Raw genomic sequence first — 14,198 nt, forward strand, 5'->3', positions numbered from 1 at the left:
GGCACCTGCATTTCTTGCAATAGGAATTCTTGGGGGAGTGATAATCGTGAACATTCTTTTCATGGGACCTCCTGGGGCAGGTAAAGGAACACAAGCGGCGGCCATTGTTAACGAATTTGGTATTCCTCATATATCTACTGGCGATGCATTTCGTCTGGCGATTAAACAGGAAACACCGATTGGAGTTAAGGCCAAAGAATATATGGATCAGGGCTTACTTGTACCGGATGATGTAACCATTGGTATTGTGGGTGAACGTCTACAGCAGTCCGATTGCGAAAATGGTTTTTTATTGGATGGTTTTCCAAGAACCCTTTCGCAAGCGGAAGCGCTGGAAGAAATATTATCCAATTTGAATACTCAATTGAACTACGTTATTAATCTGAAGGTTGATCGCGACAAATTAATGGCGCGTTTGACTGGACGTCGTATTTGTAAAGACTGTGGATCTTCGTATCATGTGATCTTTAACCCGTCTAAACAGGAAGGTGTTTGTGATATAGATGGAGGGGAACTTTACCAGCGCTCTGATGATAACGAAGAGAGTGTAGGTAAACGACTTGACGAATATATCAACAAAACAGCACCTCTCCTAGATTTTTATCAGGAAAAAGGTTTATTGCGTCAGATCGATGGTGAAATGGAAATTGATACGGTTACAACTGAAATCGTATCAATATTGCGAGGTTAGGTGTAATGATCATAGTTAAGTCCAAAACGGAACGTGGGCTTATGAGCGAAGCAGAGCATGTTGTGACTACACGTCAACTTGCTGAACCGTACATTCGTAGTCAAGCTTTAGTGCCGTCTGATAAGGACTACAATGGTTTCCTTACTAGCATTTGCACTTCGGTCTTAGTCCCTGGATCCTCCGGTATACGCAAGTTAAACGAAGACCACATTGTTATGTTAGACATCAGAGCGGAGTACAGTGGACTCACAAAACTAAAGTGGTAGGTGATTGTTTATGAATAAGCAATCCATACCGACTATTGGTCAAATTGTGAAGATACTGAGAGGCAAGGATGCCGGACAGTTAGCTGTAGTCCTCACCCATGCCGATAACAAGTTCGTCTATATTGCGGATGGGGATAAACGTAAGTTTGATCAAGCGAAGAAGAAAAACCTTCTTCATTTGGAAACCCAGTCGTATATTAGCAGTGAGGTTGTAAACAGTTTAATGGAAAACGGTCGGGTCACAAACGGAAAGCTGCGTCATGCAGTGATGATGTCTAGACAATCAACCGAATCACATGCGCAAGAGAAAGGAGACTAATTGTGGCTAAAGAAGACGTAATTGAAGTAGAAGGTACGGTCCTTGAATTGCTCCCAAATGCAACGTTTAAGGTTGAACTTGAGAACGGTCATCAAATACTTGGTCATGTTTCAGGGAAGCTACGGATGCACTTTATCCGTATTCTGACAGGAGACAAAGTGGTCGTACAGTTATCACCGTATGATTTAACTAAAGGTCGTATAACTTACCGCAAATAATATAATCTACAGATGTTGGCTGTAACCTGTTTTGCCCGGCAAAATAGAGCTGATTCTTACGATGAAAGTTTCTTGATTAGAGCTTTCTAAATGCTTTCGATGTCAGTTTTGCAATGCAAAACTTGGTATATGCTTTCGAAGTCAGTTTTGCTTCGCAAAACTTTGAGGAGGTAATTAACATGAAGGTAAGACCTTCTGTAAAACCCATGTGCGAAAAATGCAAAGTCATTCGTCGTAAAGGGACAGTAATGGTGATTTGTGAAAATCCGAAACATAAACAAAAACAAGGTTAAGAAGGGGGTGTAGCGTAAAATGGCTCGTATAGCTGGAGTGGATTTACCACGTGATAAGCGCGTTGAGATCGCCTTGACTTACATTTTCGGAATCGGTAGAACGACTTCCCAGAAAATTTTACAAGAAACAGGCATCAGTTCAGAAACTCGCGTTAGAGATCTAACTGAAGATGAAGTCAGCAAATTGCGTGAAACGATCGACAAAACGGTTAAAGTTGAAGGTGACCTACGTCGTGAAATTTCCTTGAATATTAAACGTCTAGTTGAAATTGGTTGCTATCGTGGTGTGCGTCATCGCCGTGGGTTGCCGGTTCGTGGACAACGTACTAAGACGAATGCACGTACACGCAAAGGCCCTCGTCGTACGGTAGCGAACAAGAAGAAATAATAAGGGGGGATAAAAGACAATGGCAAAACCAAAAAAAGTCGTGCGTACTAAACGCCGCGATCGTAAAAATATTGAATCTGGCGTGGCACATATTCGTTCCACGTTCAACAATACGATTGTAACGATCACTGATCCACACGGTAATGCAATCTCTTGGGCTAGTTCAGGCGGACTAGGATTCAGAGGTTCACGTAAGTCCACTCCATTTGCTGCACAAATGGCCGCTGAAACAGCAGCTAAAGCAGCTATGGAACATGGAATGAAATCAGTTGAAGTTATGGTTAAAGGTCCTGGAGCTGGTCGTGAAGCTGCGATTCGTTCTTTGCAAGCTGCTGGTCTGGAAGTCAACCTAATTAAGGATGTAACTCCAGTTCCGCATAACGGGTGCCGCCCACCAAAACGTCGTCGTGTCTAATTAAGTCAACCAGAACAATGTGGTATAAAACCCGCGCGTTTTGCTAACAATGGTTGTTTAGGTATACCACAGGATACTCTAGACAAGATGACTGTTATATAGGAGCGACGTTTGAAGGAGGGTACATGCGTGATTGAAATCGAAAAGCCGAAAATTGAGACCATTGACGTCAATGAAAATGGGACTTATGGTAAATTCGTAGTAGAACCACTGGAACGTGGATATGGTCAGACTTTGGGGAATTCACTTCGCCGAATCTTACTATCTTCACTGCCTGGTGCAGCCGTAACATCTGTTCAGATTGACGGCGTTTTGCATGAATTCACAACAGTACCGGGAGTAATGGAAGACGTAACGGAGATTATCCTGAACTTGAAAGCTCTATCCCTCAAAATTCATTCTGACGAAGAGAAAGTGTTCGAGATTGATGCTGAAGGCGAAGGGGTTATCACGGCAGCTGATATCCGTGCGGACAGTGATGTTGAAATTCTAAATCCTGACCTCCACATTGCGACATTGGGTCCTGGTTCCAGACTACACATGCGTATTTTTGCAAGTCGTGGACGTGGTTATGTTCAAGCAGATAAGAATAAACGTGATGACCAACCAATCGGCGTCATTCCGGTTGATTCCATCTACACTCCTATCTCACGCGTCAATTATGGCGTTGAGAACACACGTGTTGGTCAAGTGACTAACTACGACAAGCTTACAATGGAAATCTGGACTGACGGAAGCGTTAGACCAGAAGAAGCTGTTAGTCTTGGAGCTAAAATTTTGACCGAGCATGTTAATCTATTCGTTGGTCTGACTGACGAAGCTAAAGATGCTGAAATTATGGTCGAAAAAGAAGAAGACAAAAAAGAAAAAGTGCTTGAGATGACGATCGAAGAGCTCGATCTATCAGTCCGTTCTTACAACTGCCTCAAGCGTGCTGGTATCAATACAGTACAAGAACTTACAACTAAGACCGAAGAAGATATGATGAAGGTTCGTAACTTGGGCCGCAAATCTTTGGAGGAAGTACAAGAAAAGCTCGAGGAACTCGGTTTGGGACTTCGGACTGAAGAATAGCTTCTAAGATTGTTAGTGAAGGAGGGAAAAACATGGCATACCAAAAGTTGGGCCGCGATGCTAGCGCACGTAAAGCATTATTTCGTGACTTGGTAACGGACCTATTCTTATATGAACGCATCCAAACAACGGAAGCGAAAGCTAAAGAAGTTCGTTCGATCGCTGAAAAGTTGATCACGAAAGCGAAAAAGGGAGACCTTCACGCACGTCGTCAAGTAGCAGCATTCGTACGTCGTGAAACATTGGATGGCGAGCAAGATGCTATTCAAAAATTGTTTACCGATTTGGCACCTCGTTACTCTGAGCGTCCAGGTGGATACACTCGTATCCTAAAACTAGGACCTCGTCGTGGCGATGCTGCGCCAATGGTTTACTTAGAATTAGTAGACCGCGCGTAAATATCGAAATGTTGAAAGGGTAAGCAGTAATCGTTGATTCTGTATTAACCCTTTTTTCACTTCATTTCGGAATAGAGGAAGCTCCGAAAGGAGCTTCTTTTTTAAATGATAAGAAAGTGTAAGTTCCAGAACCTTTGCTTATCAATCAAGTAGCAATAGGGTACCGTTTAAGTTACGGTGATCGGATCTATTTGATGATTAAGCTTTGCTAAATGAGGTGATGTTACTTTGCGCAACTTATGTATGAAGGTCAGTTACGAGGGAACGAATTATAACGGCTTTCAGACACAAACGGATGGCAGAACGGTTCAGGATCACCTTGAGAAGGCAATTAAGATGCTTACAGGTGATGAGGTGAAGATTATAGCTTCAGGGCGGACAGATGCAGGTGTTCACGCCTACGGTCAGGTATTCAATTTCCAATCTCTATCTGCTATTCCCGTAGAACGGTGGGCAATGGCCCTGAACACAAGGCTACCAGAGGATATCGTAGTTAGAGAGGCAATAGAAGTACCGGAACTCTTTCACGCTCGACGATCAGCCAAACGTAAAACATACCGTTACACAGTAAATGCAAATCAATTTATTGATGTGTTTGCGCGAAATACCCAATTTCATCATCATGGGAGATTGGATATCGGTGCAATGCAGAGCGCTATAAAGCACTTCATAGGAACACATGACTTCACATCATTTGCTTCTCGTAATTCTACGAAGACATGTCATGTTCGCACATTGTTTGACGCTTATATTGAAGTGGATGATTCGATGTGTAGGTCAGCTTCCAGAGATCAAGGTGTTATTCATACGTATGTAACAGGGAGTGGCTTTTTACAGCACATGGTTCGTATTATGATGGGAACATTACTGGAAGTTGGAGAAGGGAAGAAGTCTCCTGATGACATACCAGTCATTATGGCGGCTTTAGATCGGACACAAGCTGGTCCAACGGCGGAAGGAAAGGGCCTTACGCTTTGGGATGTGGATTACAGTGATCATATGAAAAAAACTTTATAAATCTCTTGCGATTTACTTGTGGATACTGTAGAATAAAAATTGTGTTTTCTTAATGGCTTTCCCACAGCCCCAAATAAGATGATCACAATTATGCTTTAAATTAATTGATAACATTTACTAACTACTATGAACGAAGATAAATGAAATATGTTTGATTTTCGGACGATAACAAGGAGGAACTATTTTATGCGTACCACCTATATGGCTAAGCCAAATGAAGTAGAGCGCAACTGGCACATCATCGATGCTGATGGTAAAACGCTAGGTCGTTTGGCAACTGAGGTTGCTGCTCTTATTCGCGGCAAACACAAGCCACAATTCACTACACACGTTGACTCTGGCGACTTTGTAGTTGTAATCAACGCTGAGAAGATCCATTTGACAGGAAGAAAGTTGAGTGACAAGAAATACTATCGTCACTCACAGCACACTGGTGGTTTGAAAGTAACTACAGCTCAAGAAATGCTGAATACTTTCCCTGAACGTGTTATTGAAGCAGCTGTTAAAGGCATGATTCCTAAAACTCGTATGGGTGATAAGATGAAGCTTAGACTTAAAGTTTACGCAGGTACAGAACATCCACACGCAGCACAAAATCCAGAAGTTTACGAACTTCGCGGCTAATTTAAAAGGAGGACAGTTTCATGGCACAAGTACAATACTATGGGACAGGTCGTCGTAAACATTCGGTAGCACGTGTTCGTCTTATACCGGGTGAAGGACGCATTGTCATTAATAAACGCGACATTAATGAATATTTCGGTCTAGAAACACTTAAGTTGATTGTTAAGCAACCTCTTAACTTAACAGAAACACTTGGCAAATACGATGTTCTCGTAATTGCTCATGGTGGTGGAACATCAGGTCAAGCTGGAGCAATTCGTCACGGTATTTCTCGTGCATTGCTTAAAGTAGATCCTGAAATGCGCGGTTCTCTTAAGAAAGCAGGATTCTTAACTCGTGATCCACGTATGAAAGAACGTAAGAAATACGGACTTAAAGCAGCACGTCGTGCTCCTCAGTTCTCCAAACGTTAATATTGCTGAAAGACCCATTCTTACGAATGGGTCTTTTTTTGTCTATTTATTACTACAATAAAGTAGATTGGGCGAATACATATTGACACATTCAACTGGTAATATTTATAATAAGTTTAATTCATATTGAATTAGTTGGAATTCATCTTTATTATTTTTAATGTATTGGGGGAGACAAATTTATGAATTTGTTAGAGAAAGAGCAACTCATCAGAGAAAAGTCAGAAGAGTTTGAGGATGCCTTACCTGAGGACGTCATTAGATGGGCGATCGATACCTTTCCGAACATTACATTTGCCTGCAGTTTTGGGGCAGAAGACGTTGTACTTGTTGATATGATTCAAAAAATAAGTCCATCAACCGATATTTTTTATTTGGATACGGATTTTCATTTTAAAGAAACGTATGAGACAAGAGATCAAATGGCTAAGAAATATGGATTGGAATTTGTTCGTGTATCCCCTAAATTAACACCTGAAGAGCAAGCATTGGAACATGGTGAAGCTTTATGGACTGTCGACGCTAATCAGTGTTGTAACATACGGAAGGTTGAACCACTAACTCGTATCCTGTCTCAGTATGATGCATGGATAACGGGTATTCGGCGTGATCAGGCACCAACACGTGCCAATACAAAGAAAGTAGAATACGACGCTAAATTCGGGCTTGTTAAATTTAATCCTATAGCATCATGGACGACGGATGATGTGTGGAACTACATCCGCAGTAATGATGTACTTTATAATCCACTTCATGATCAAAATTACCCTAGTATTGGTTGCGAATATTGTACTCGCCCAGTTATGCCTGGTGAAGACCCTCGTGCAGGTCGGTGGGCTGGTAATGAGAAGACAGAATGCGGACTTCATAAGTAATTTTTAGATAAATTATATATAAGGAGCGAAATGAATGACTTCGATATTACCACATGGTGGCAAATTAATTCAGAGACTTGTACAGGGTGAGGAAAGAGAAGCATTATTACAAGCTGCTCATGGATTTCAACAAATCATCATTAACACATGGACCATTTCAGATTTAGATCTCATCGCTGTGGGGGCCTTTTCGCCACTCACTGGCTTTATGAATGAAGATGATTATCGATCCGTTATTTCTAGTATGAGACTTGCGAATGGGACTGTATGGTCTATTCCAATTACACTGGCTGTAGATGCTCCTATAGCGGCAAATCTATCTCTTGGTGAACAAGTTGCTCTTGTGGGTGATTCGGATGGAATCGTGTACGGTACGCTCACTGTGGGGAGTATCTATAATGTAGATCAAGCAGAAGAAGCCCTTAATGTATTTAAAACCAATGATCCTGAACATCCAGGGGTCAAAAAGTTGATGGAACGTTCTAACACCTACGTGGGTGGTTCAATTCAAGTCTTGAATAGACCTGAACCTGCTAAATTCAAAGAATTCTATTACGACCCTGCTGAGACACGCCGTTTGTTTGCAGAGAAAGCTTGGAAGACAGTCGTTGGATTCCAGACTAGAAATCCTGTTCATCGCGCGCATGAATATATTCAGAAGAGTGCAATGGAGATCGTGGATGCCTTATTCTTAAACCCCTTAGTAGGTGAGACGAAATCAGATGATGTTCCTGCTGATGTACGGATGAAGAGTTATTTAACGCTTTTGAAAAATTATTATCCTGAGGATCGTGCCTTTCTTGGCGTATTCCCAGCAGCGATGAGATATGCTGGACCACGTGAAGCTATCTTTCATGCGATTGTTAGGAAGAACTATGGTTGTACTCACTTCATCGTGGGACGAGATCATGCAGGAATAGGAGATTATTACGGTACGTATGAAGCACAGGAAATATTCAAGAATTTCACGGCAGAAGAATTAGATATTACGCCTTTATTTTTTGAACATAGTTTCTTCTGTACGAAATGTGGAAATATGGCTTCTAGTAAAACATGTCCACATGGAAGTGAGGATCATATGACTCTATCGGGTACGAAAGTTCGTGGATTGCTACGTGAGGGACTTTGTCCTCCACCGGAATTCACGCGGCCTGAAGTTGCCAAGGTTCTTATTGAAGGAATGGCAGAGCAAGTTACGTTATAAGGTACTATTTGTCCACCTCCACCCATATAGATGTTTAAGAGTCTATAAGGACAGGAGGTGGCCTTTTTTATGTCCAAGCCTAAGTCTGGCGCAATAACGATATGGATCCGGCTTAGAACAATCAAAAAGCTACTAGTTGGAGTTTGTTTACTGATTGTTTTTGTAGGTATAGTTACATACGAGGTTCCTACTGAAAGAGCGACGAAATACTGGAGTTTGCCCTTGGCAGGGAAAGTGATTGTCCTAGATGCTGGTCATGGGGGCGTGGATGGGGGAGCAGTAAGTCGGCAAGGTGTCATTGAGAAGGATATCAACCTTGCTATTACACTGTATCTTCGTGATTACCTGCAAGAGGCTGGAGCTGTGGTTAAGATGACGCGTGAAGGAGATTATGATCTGGCGTCGCCAGATACTAAGGGATATTCGAAGCGTAAATCAGAGGATTTGAAGCAACGTGTGAAGAAGATAGAAGAACAACAGCCATATTTATTTCTTAGTGTTCACATGAATAGTATACCTTCAAATCTCTGGCGAGGAGCTCAAGTATTCTATTATCCGAATCATCCCGACAATGCTAACTTGGCTACTTTAATGCAAGATGAAATGAAACGTAATTTGGAGAATACGGATCGTATTGCCAAAACAGTTAACACTGTGTATTTGCTTCGTACGCTCAAAATTCCTGCTGCATTGGTGGAAGTAGGTTTTCTATCGAATGCTGAGGAAGCGATGTTATTAAGAGATGTGGAATACCAGCGGAAAGTTGCTGCATCCATTTACAAGGGCATTTTGCGATACTCTTCGGGAGAGAAGTCCAAGGTGTCGTCAGAATGAGATGGGTAAGATATAATAGCTATATATGACATTATACGAAGTAGGGGTGCTACCATCATGATATCAAGAGAGCAAGTACAGGATATTCTACAGTCGATGGATGAACCAACAAGCGGTAAGAGCTTGATCGATCTGCAGCTTATTCGAGATATTGTAATAAGAGATAATCGGATTTCGCTTTCTGCCATATTTCTTGACACCAGTGAAGCGTATCATAATGACCTCGAACAAGAGATTCGTCATCGGTTAGAAACGTTGGGACCAGACGAGATTCATATTCGGCTGCGTGAAGCTACGGATTATGATCGTAAGTTAGCTTTTGGAGAACAACTGTCAGAAGAAGATGAAGCCGTCTTGAAAAAGGGCCATGCGGCTGGATTAGAGGACCACGCCCTAATTCAAGAGGATTCGGGTGTGCACTTCATTGCTATAGCTAGTGGTAAGGGAGGCGTTGGTAAATCAACGGTAACCGTTAACTTAGCTGTTGCATTAGCCCGTCAAGGCAAACGTGTGGGCCTGATTGATGCTGATATATACGGTTTTAGTATTCCAGATATGATGGGACTAGAAGAAGGACCTATTGTTGAAGATGAGTTGATCTTACCGGTAGAACGCTTTGGGGTAAAAGTTATGTCTATGGGTTTCTTTATTCGTGAGAATAACCCAGTGATTTGGCGTGGGCCTATGTTAGGGAAGATGTTACGGCAATTTCTTGGTGATGTAGGCTGGGGAGAACTGGATTACTTACTCCTTGACTTACCTCCTGGGACGGGTGACGTTGCCCTTGATGTCCACCAAATGTTGCCTCAGTGCAAAGAGATTATTGTGACTACCCCGCATGCGACAGCAGCGTTTGTGGCCGCTAGAGCAGGTGCTATGGCTATTCAAACGAATCATGAGATATTGGGTGTCGTTGAGAATATGTCATATTATGAGTGCTCCAGTTGTGGGGATCGCGATTATGTGTTTGGTAGAGGTGGAGGAGGACGATTGGCTGAAACGCTTCATACGGAGCTAATCGCTCAATTACCTCTAGGTGTTCCGAATAATCACATATCAGAACCAGATTTCTCACCTTCCATCTATAAGTTCGATACAACAAGTGGAAAAATCTATGATGAGATTGCAACGACTGTAATTGCTAAATGCGAAAAGGACTGACCCAGGGGTCAATCCAATTATTTTTTAGAAGGCTCCTTAACTAAGGAGCTTTTTTTTATTTGGTTATTCACCGCCACCTTCTGATTCCTTCCCTCCTCCTTCGCTACCGCCACCACTATCTTTCTTTTCCTTTTCATCTTTTGGTTTTAGTTCACTTTGGACCACGGATTTGAGCAATCCCAGGACTTCCATTTTGAAAAGTGGGTTTTGCATGGCTTCGGTCATAATCGTCATCGTCTGTTTACGGAAATCAGATGATTTAGTAAGATCTAGAAACATTTTGGTGACCTCAGGGGACTTCATGATGTCAGTGACAGACTTTTGATAAGTTGGATCTTTGATCAATTGTTGATGTAGCTCTTTACTTTGTGAGCTAATGGCTTTGGCGAAATCACCAGCGAACTTGGGGTCAGTCATGATCTTTTCGAGCTTCTTGTCATATTCGGGAGCTGTAATGGTATCTTTGACAGCGGTTCGGATCTCTTCCGAAGAGGCTGATGACAACATCTTCATCCCCATTGCCCCAGATTCTCCTCCGTTTATAGCCTCTTCGACAGCTTTTTTACCTTCATCGCTTTTTAGGATATCCACCACCATTGATTTCATTTCTTTATATCCCATTTGGGAAGATGAGCTGCTTTGTTCAGATCCGCAAGCTGTAAGAGCAGTAACAAGAACACAAACAAGTCCTATGATACGTATATCCGCTATTTTCACCCTAGTTCGTCCTCCTTAACATAGATGCTGTTTGTAGTATGTGAAGGTAATTTCATAAATATGTTGGAGGGTAATGGTTTTTTATTGAGAACGTTGGTAAAATAAGTTGTTATGGGGGTGAATTTTTTGACTTTAAGAAAATGGTTTAAGTTATTTTGGGAAACATTATTAGTGGGTGCAGTGGCCTCCATAATTACAGGAATCGGATTGCAGATCGTAAGTGGAGGTATTTCCTTCAATGGATTCTCTGATTATGTCGCGTTCTTCGTGATTTTGTTTGGATATGGAATGCTGGCCAGTGTGTATTCACAATTGGGTTTCTTTGCTTATCTGATTCTGAATTATATGGGGAATGGCGTATTCTCTAAAAGAGGTTGGCAGTACATACAGATGGTTTTAACTGTCTTAGCTTTGCTTGAGTTATTGTTCTTCCGTACGTTTGTTGGTGGGGAGAGTGGGAAGTGGTCTGATTTTGTACTAGGAGGAGTTATTTTAATCGTGGCGGTTATAGTGGCGTATTTCAAAGCAAGAATGACGAATGTTTCAGCTTGGATACCAACATTGTTTTTCCTGATTGCGGTTACCATTATAGAAATTGTAGGTGGACTCAAAATCAATGTAGACAATGCGACTGCACTTATTGTGATTCCCTTATTAGCATGTAATGCATTTCAAATTTTAATTCTTCACCGTATTGTAGTAAACAAAAAGAGCTAAGTAATTTAGCTCTTTTTGTTTAAAATGACGGACTAAAAACCTTTATGTAAAATGGGTTATCAATCCTACTTAATTATCTTCTTTAAAGTCCGCTCAGGTCTTCGTCCTCGATAGTCCCTTGAATGAGTGCTTGATCACGGACATCAGTTCCTTTGGTATCTGTTTGGTTGATCAAGTCAGACACCGTTACGAATTCATATCCTTGATTTCTAAGTTGATCAATAATCAGGGGAAGTGCTTCATGGGTTTGTTTAGATGAATCACTTGCATGCAACAATACGATGTCACCAGGGTGTGCTTTACTAACCACACGTTCAACGATATTTTGTACCCCAATATTCTTCCAGTCTAATGAATCAGTGTCCCACTGGATCACTTTATAATTCATACTTTCTGCAATTCGCAATACTCTTTTGTCAAAATCACCGTTCGGTAATCGGAGCAAGTTAGGTGCTTTACCTGTCATGTCACTTAATACAGAATTAGCTGTGGAAATTTGTTTGCGAATTTCTTCATCACTTAGTGTTGTGTAATTCACATGTTTATGACCATGACTACCAATCTCAAATCCACTATCCTTGATATCCTTTACAATGTCTGGATGGCTTTTACTCCATGGCGAGGAGAGAAAGAATGTAGACTTCTGAACCTTTTTATCATTCAGAATTTTAATGATTGGTCCAGGACGGGTATCACCCCAACTTATATCGAAAGTCAAGGCAATCACTTTCTTGTTTGTAGGTACGCTGTAAATGGCTGAAGGTGCTCCTTCAGAGAATACTGTAATTTGATCGCGTTCAATGTACACGACTCCAAATGCAAATACCACCGCAGCTGTAACTAGTAAATATCGTTTAATTTTCTTCCAGCTCAACACATAAAAAAATGAATTCATTGGATAAAACGCTCCTCTCATGCACGAATGCTTGTTTACTTCAAATTGTATGCTCGTACTTTGCGGTTATTACTGAATGAGTATGCGTGTGATGAAGTTTTGTCCCAAAACTTAGGATTACGCTTACGATGTTAGTTTTGTCCCAAAACTTTTAGGAGGTTAGTCATGTTTAAATTCTCGACTTTTATAAAAGACATTTCTTTGATCAAAAAGACGATGATGGTATCGACATTGATATTTATCATAGGAATAGCAGTAGGATGGCTTAGCACAGAGACGATAGCGCAGTTTGTAAACCAACAGATTGAGGGTATTCGTCAGATTAGTCAGAATTTAAGTGAGTCGGAACGCCCACAGTGGAGCTTTTTTGTATTTATATTTTTGAATAATAGTATAAAAGCGGTATTAATCATTTTCTTCGGCATTTTTCTAGGCATACTCCCGGTTATCTTTTTGATGATCAATGGTATGGTTCTTGGGTATTTGGTTCATCATCTGTCTGCGCAAGGTGAGAATATGTTCGATGTGATTGTGAAGGGTTTGCTACCGCATGGGATTATTGAGATTCCAGCTATTATTATCGCTTGTGCTTTTGGACTTCGATTGGGAACCTTAGTGTGGATTAGCATAGGACAATGGAATCGTGAGAAGCGGGCTAATCTTGGAGAAGTGTGGAGTGATTTCTTTAAAAGAGTGGGACCTATCTCACTTTGGATCGTGATATTACTATTCATTGCGGCCATTATTGAAAGTACATTAACGTTTTGGCTGATGCAGTGAGAATAATTTTTACTGTTATGCTCATATTTTTTCCCAAATGTGAGCATAACAGTAAAACAGCTATACGGATTGTCATGGAGTAACCCAGCCATTTATCCGTTAGTTACATAATCGAGGAGGCAATAATATATGCTGGGTATGCTATTCAATGATAGAGAGTGCAAGGAACTGGATTATGTACTTCGTAAAGAACTTGATGAAATGTTAATGGATCTAGGGGATAAACGACTAGATCAAGAAATAAAACAATCTATTGCTAAAAGATATAAAGTCGTATTTCGTATGTATGCTCGTTTTGCCCCCCCGAAGGAACTCTCTAAATATGCTCGTAACAACCGATTTCCCCAATTCAAACATTAAAATTATAAAAAAGTGTTGACGAACTTGATTCAAATATGATAAATTAATTCTCGCTTCCTTTGTGACTTAGAAGTTGCGAGATCAACCGATGCAAATTGAATTGAAAATCGCTTAAAAAAACTTCTTGCATAATTGATGAACAGTATGATATGATATAGAAGTTGTAGCCGAGAACATCTGGTGCCGACGAAAAGGAAAAATTGGTCTTTGAAAACTGAACAACGAGTGAGTAGATTTCACGAAAGTGAAATCAAAACAAATGAGAAATCATTTGATAGAGAATGAAAATTCTCGCCAGTTTGTTTCAAAATGAGCATTCGCTCTTTCTAAATACCAATTTGGAGAGTTTGATCCTGGCTCAGGACGAACGCTGGCGGCATGCCTAATACATGCAAGTCGAGCGGAGTTGTTTTGAAAGCTTGCTTTCAAAACAACTTAGCGGCGGACGGGTGAGTAACACGTAGGTAACCTGCCTGTAAGACTGGGATAACTACCGGAAACGGTAGCTAATACCGGATAATTTGTTTCTTCTCATGAAG

Annotated in this window: 21 protein-coding genes and 1 rRNA gene; 20 read left to right on the forward strand and 2 right to left on the reverse strand. The window is 41.1% G+C overall.

Going from position 1 to position 14,198, the window contains the following annotated elements; genetic code table 11:
* Positions 1-46 precede the first annotated feature (46 nt).
* The 16 genes from BW961_RS25790 to BW961_RS25865 all read left to right on the forward strand — a co-directional run bounded on the left by BW961_RS25790 (position 47) and on the right by BW961_RS25865 (position 10,190).
* Complete coding sequence (locus tag BW961_RS25790; protein WP_068591179.1) at positions 47-691, forward strand: adenylate kinase; 645 nt, start codon at positions 47-49, stop codon at positions 689-691.
* Between the two features lie 5 nt (positions 692-696).
* Positions 697-957: a M24 family metallopeptidase gene (locus BW961_RS25795; protein WP_068591181.1), complete on the forward strand. Its 261-nt coding sequence runs from the start codon at positions 697-699 to the stop codon at positions 955-957.
* 10 nt (positions 958-967) lie between these two features.
* Positions 968-1,276 (forward strand): KOW domain-containing RNA-binding protein, encoded by a 309-nt coding sequence (locus BW961_RS25800; RefSeq protein WP_068591183.1) that lies wholly within the window; start codon positions 968-970, stop codon positions 1,274-1,276.
* A gap of 2 nt (positions 1,277-1,278) precedes the next feature.
* A complete protein-coding gene (gene infA, locus BW961_RS25805; protein WP_068537283.1) occupies positions 1,279-1,494 on the forward strand; it encodes a translation initiation factor IF-1 in 216 nt (71 codons plus the stop codon).
* A gap of 179 nt (positions 1,495-1,673) precedes the next feature.
* Positions 1,674-1,787 (forward strand): 50S ribosomal protein L36, encoded by a 114-nt coding sequence (rpmJ, locus tag BW961_RS25810; protein WP_026688601.1) that lies wholly within the window; start codon positions 1,674-1,676, stop codon positions 1,785-1,787.
* A 19-nt stretch (positions 1,788-1,806) separates the two neighbouring features.
* Positions 1,807-2,175 (forward strand): 30S ribosomal protein S13, encoded by a 369-nt coding sequence (gene rpsM / locus BW961_RS25815; protein WP_068591185.1) that lies wholly within the window; start codon positions 1,807-1,809, stop codon positions 2,173-2,175.
* A gap of 19 nt (positions 2,176-2,194) precedes the next feature.
* Entirely contained in the window at positions 2,195-2,590 is a 396-nt protein-coding gene (gene rpsK / locus BW961_RS25820; protein WP_068537278.1) for a 30S ribosomal protein S11, read from the forward strand.
* A 129-nt stretch (positions 2,591-2,719) separates the two neighbouring features.
* On the forward strand, positions 2,720-3,664 hold the full coding sequence (locus BW961_RS25825; RefSeq protein ID WP_068591187.1) for a DNA-directed RNA polymerase subunit alpha: 945 nt from the start codon (positions 2,720-2,722) through the stop codon (positions 3,662-3,664).
* 32 nt (positions 3,665-3,696) lie between these two features.
* Positions 3,697-4,062 (forward strand): 50S ribosomal protein L17, encoded by a 366-nt coding sequence (gene rplQ, locus BW961_RS25830; protein ID WP_068591189.1) that lies wholly within the window; start codon positions 3,697-3,699, stop codon positions 4,060-4,062.
* A gap of 228 nt (positions 4,063-4,290) precedes the next feature.
* Entirely contained in the window at positions 4,291-5,079 is a 789-nt protein-coding gene (truA, locus tag BW961_RS25835) for a tRNA pseudouridine(38-40) synthase TruA (protein WP_068591191.1), read from the forward strand.
* 186 nt (positions 5,080-5,265) lie between these two features.
* Positions 5,266-5,703 carry a 50S ribosomal protein L13 gene (rplM, locus tag BW961_RS25840; protein WP_068591193.1) on the forward strand — a complete coding sequence of 146 codons (438 nt, stop codon included), beginning with the start codon at positions 5,266-5,268 and terminating at the stop codon, positions 5,701-5,703.
* Between the two features lie 20 nt (positions 5,704-5,723).
* Positions 5,724-6,116: a 30S ribosomal protein S9 gene (gene rpsI, locus BW961_RS25845; protein ID WP_068591195.1), complete on the forward strand. Its 393-nt coding sequence runs from the start codon at positions 5,724-5,726 to the stop codon at positions 6,114-6,116.
* A gap of 182 nt (positions 6,117-6,298) precedes the next feature.
* Positions 6,299-6,991, forward strand: a complete 693-nt coding sequence (locus BW961_RS25850) for a phosphoadenylyl-sulfate reductase (protein WP_068591197.1) — start codon at positions 6,299-6,301, stop codon at positions 6,989-6,991.
* A gap of 34 nt (positions 6,992-7,025) precedes the next feature.
* Positions 7,026-8,195, forward strand: a complete 1,170-nt coding sequence (gene sat / locus BW961_RS25855; RefSeq protein ID WP_068591200.1) for a sulfate adenylyltransferase — start codon at positions 7,026-7,028, stop codon at positions 8,193-8,195.
* Between the two features lie 69 nt (positions 8,196-8,264).
* Positions 8,265-9,029, forward strand: a complete 765-nt coding sequence (gene cwlD, locus BW961_RS25860; RefSeq protein WP_068591202.1) for an N-acetylmuramoyl-L-alanine amidase CwlD — start codon at positions 8,265-8,267, stop codon at positions 9,027-9,029.
* A 57-nt stretch (positions 9,030-9,086) separates the two neighbouring features.
* Positions 9,087-10,190, forward strand: a complete 1,104-nt coding sequence (locus BW961_RS25865; protein WP_068591204.1) for an Mrp/NBP35 family ATP-binding protein — start codon at positions 9,087-9,089, stop codon at positions 10,188-10,190.
* Positions 10,191-10,253: 63 nt separating this feature from the next.
* Here BW961_RS25865 and gerD read toward each other — a convergent pair whose 3' ends face one another.
* Positions 10,254-10,907 (reverse strand): spore germination lipoprotein GerD, encoded by a 654-nt coding sequence (gerD, locus tag BW961_RS25870; protein WP_068591206.1) that lies wholly within the window; start codon positions 10,905-10,907, stop codon positions 10,254-10,256.
* A gap of 117 nt (positions 10,908-11,024) precedes the next feature.
* Between gerD and BW961_RS25875 the strand changes: the two genes are divergently transcribed.
* Entirely contained in the window at positions 11,025-11,624 is a 600-nt protein-coding gene (locus BW961_RS25875; protein ID WP_342190562.1) for a KinB-signaling pathway activation protein, read from the forward strand.
* Between the two features lie 82 nt (positions 11,625-11,706).
* On the opposite strand, the gene pdaB is transcribed toward BW961_RS25875, so the two are convergent.
* Positions 11,707-12,519 carry a polysaccharide deacetylase family sporulation protein PdaB gene (pdaB, locus tag BW961_RS25880; protein WP_068591211.1) on the reverse strand — a complete coding sequence of 271 codons (813 nt, stop codon included), beginning with the start codon at positions 12,517-12,519 and terminating at the stop codon, positions 11,707-11,709.
* A gap of 165 nt (positions 12,520-12,684) precedes the next feature.
* Here pdaB and BW961_RS25885 point away from each other — a divergent pair, with 165 nt between their 5' ends.
* From BW961_RS25885 to BW961_RS25895, 3 genes are all read left to right on the forward strand, one after another.
* Positions 12,685-13,299, forward strand: coding sequence for a stage II sporulation protein M (locus tag BW961_RS25885; RefSeq protein WP_068591213.1), 615 nt, complete (start codon positions 12,685-12,687; stop codon positions 13,297-13,299).
* A gap of 129 nt (positions 13,300-13,428) precedes the next feature.
* Entirely contained in the window at positions 13,429-13,659 is a 231-nt protein-coding gene (locus tag BW961_RS25890; protein ID WP_068591214.1) for a hypothetical protein, read from the forward strand.
* Positions 13,660-13,994: 335 nt separating this feature from the next.
* Positions 13,995-14,198, forward strand: a 16S ribosomal RNA gene (locus tag BW961_RS25895); the annotation flags it as partial.

Source organism: Paenibacillus macquariensis, from assembly GCF_900156375.1.
In the GTDB taxonomy this organism is placed as follows: Bacteria; Bacillota; Bacilli; order Paenibacillales; family Paenibacillaceae; genus Paenibacillus_AQ; species Paenibacillus_AQ macquariensis.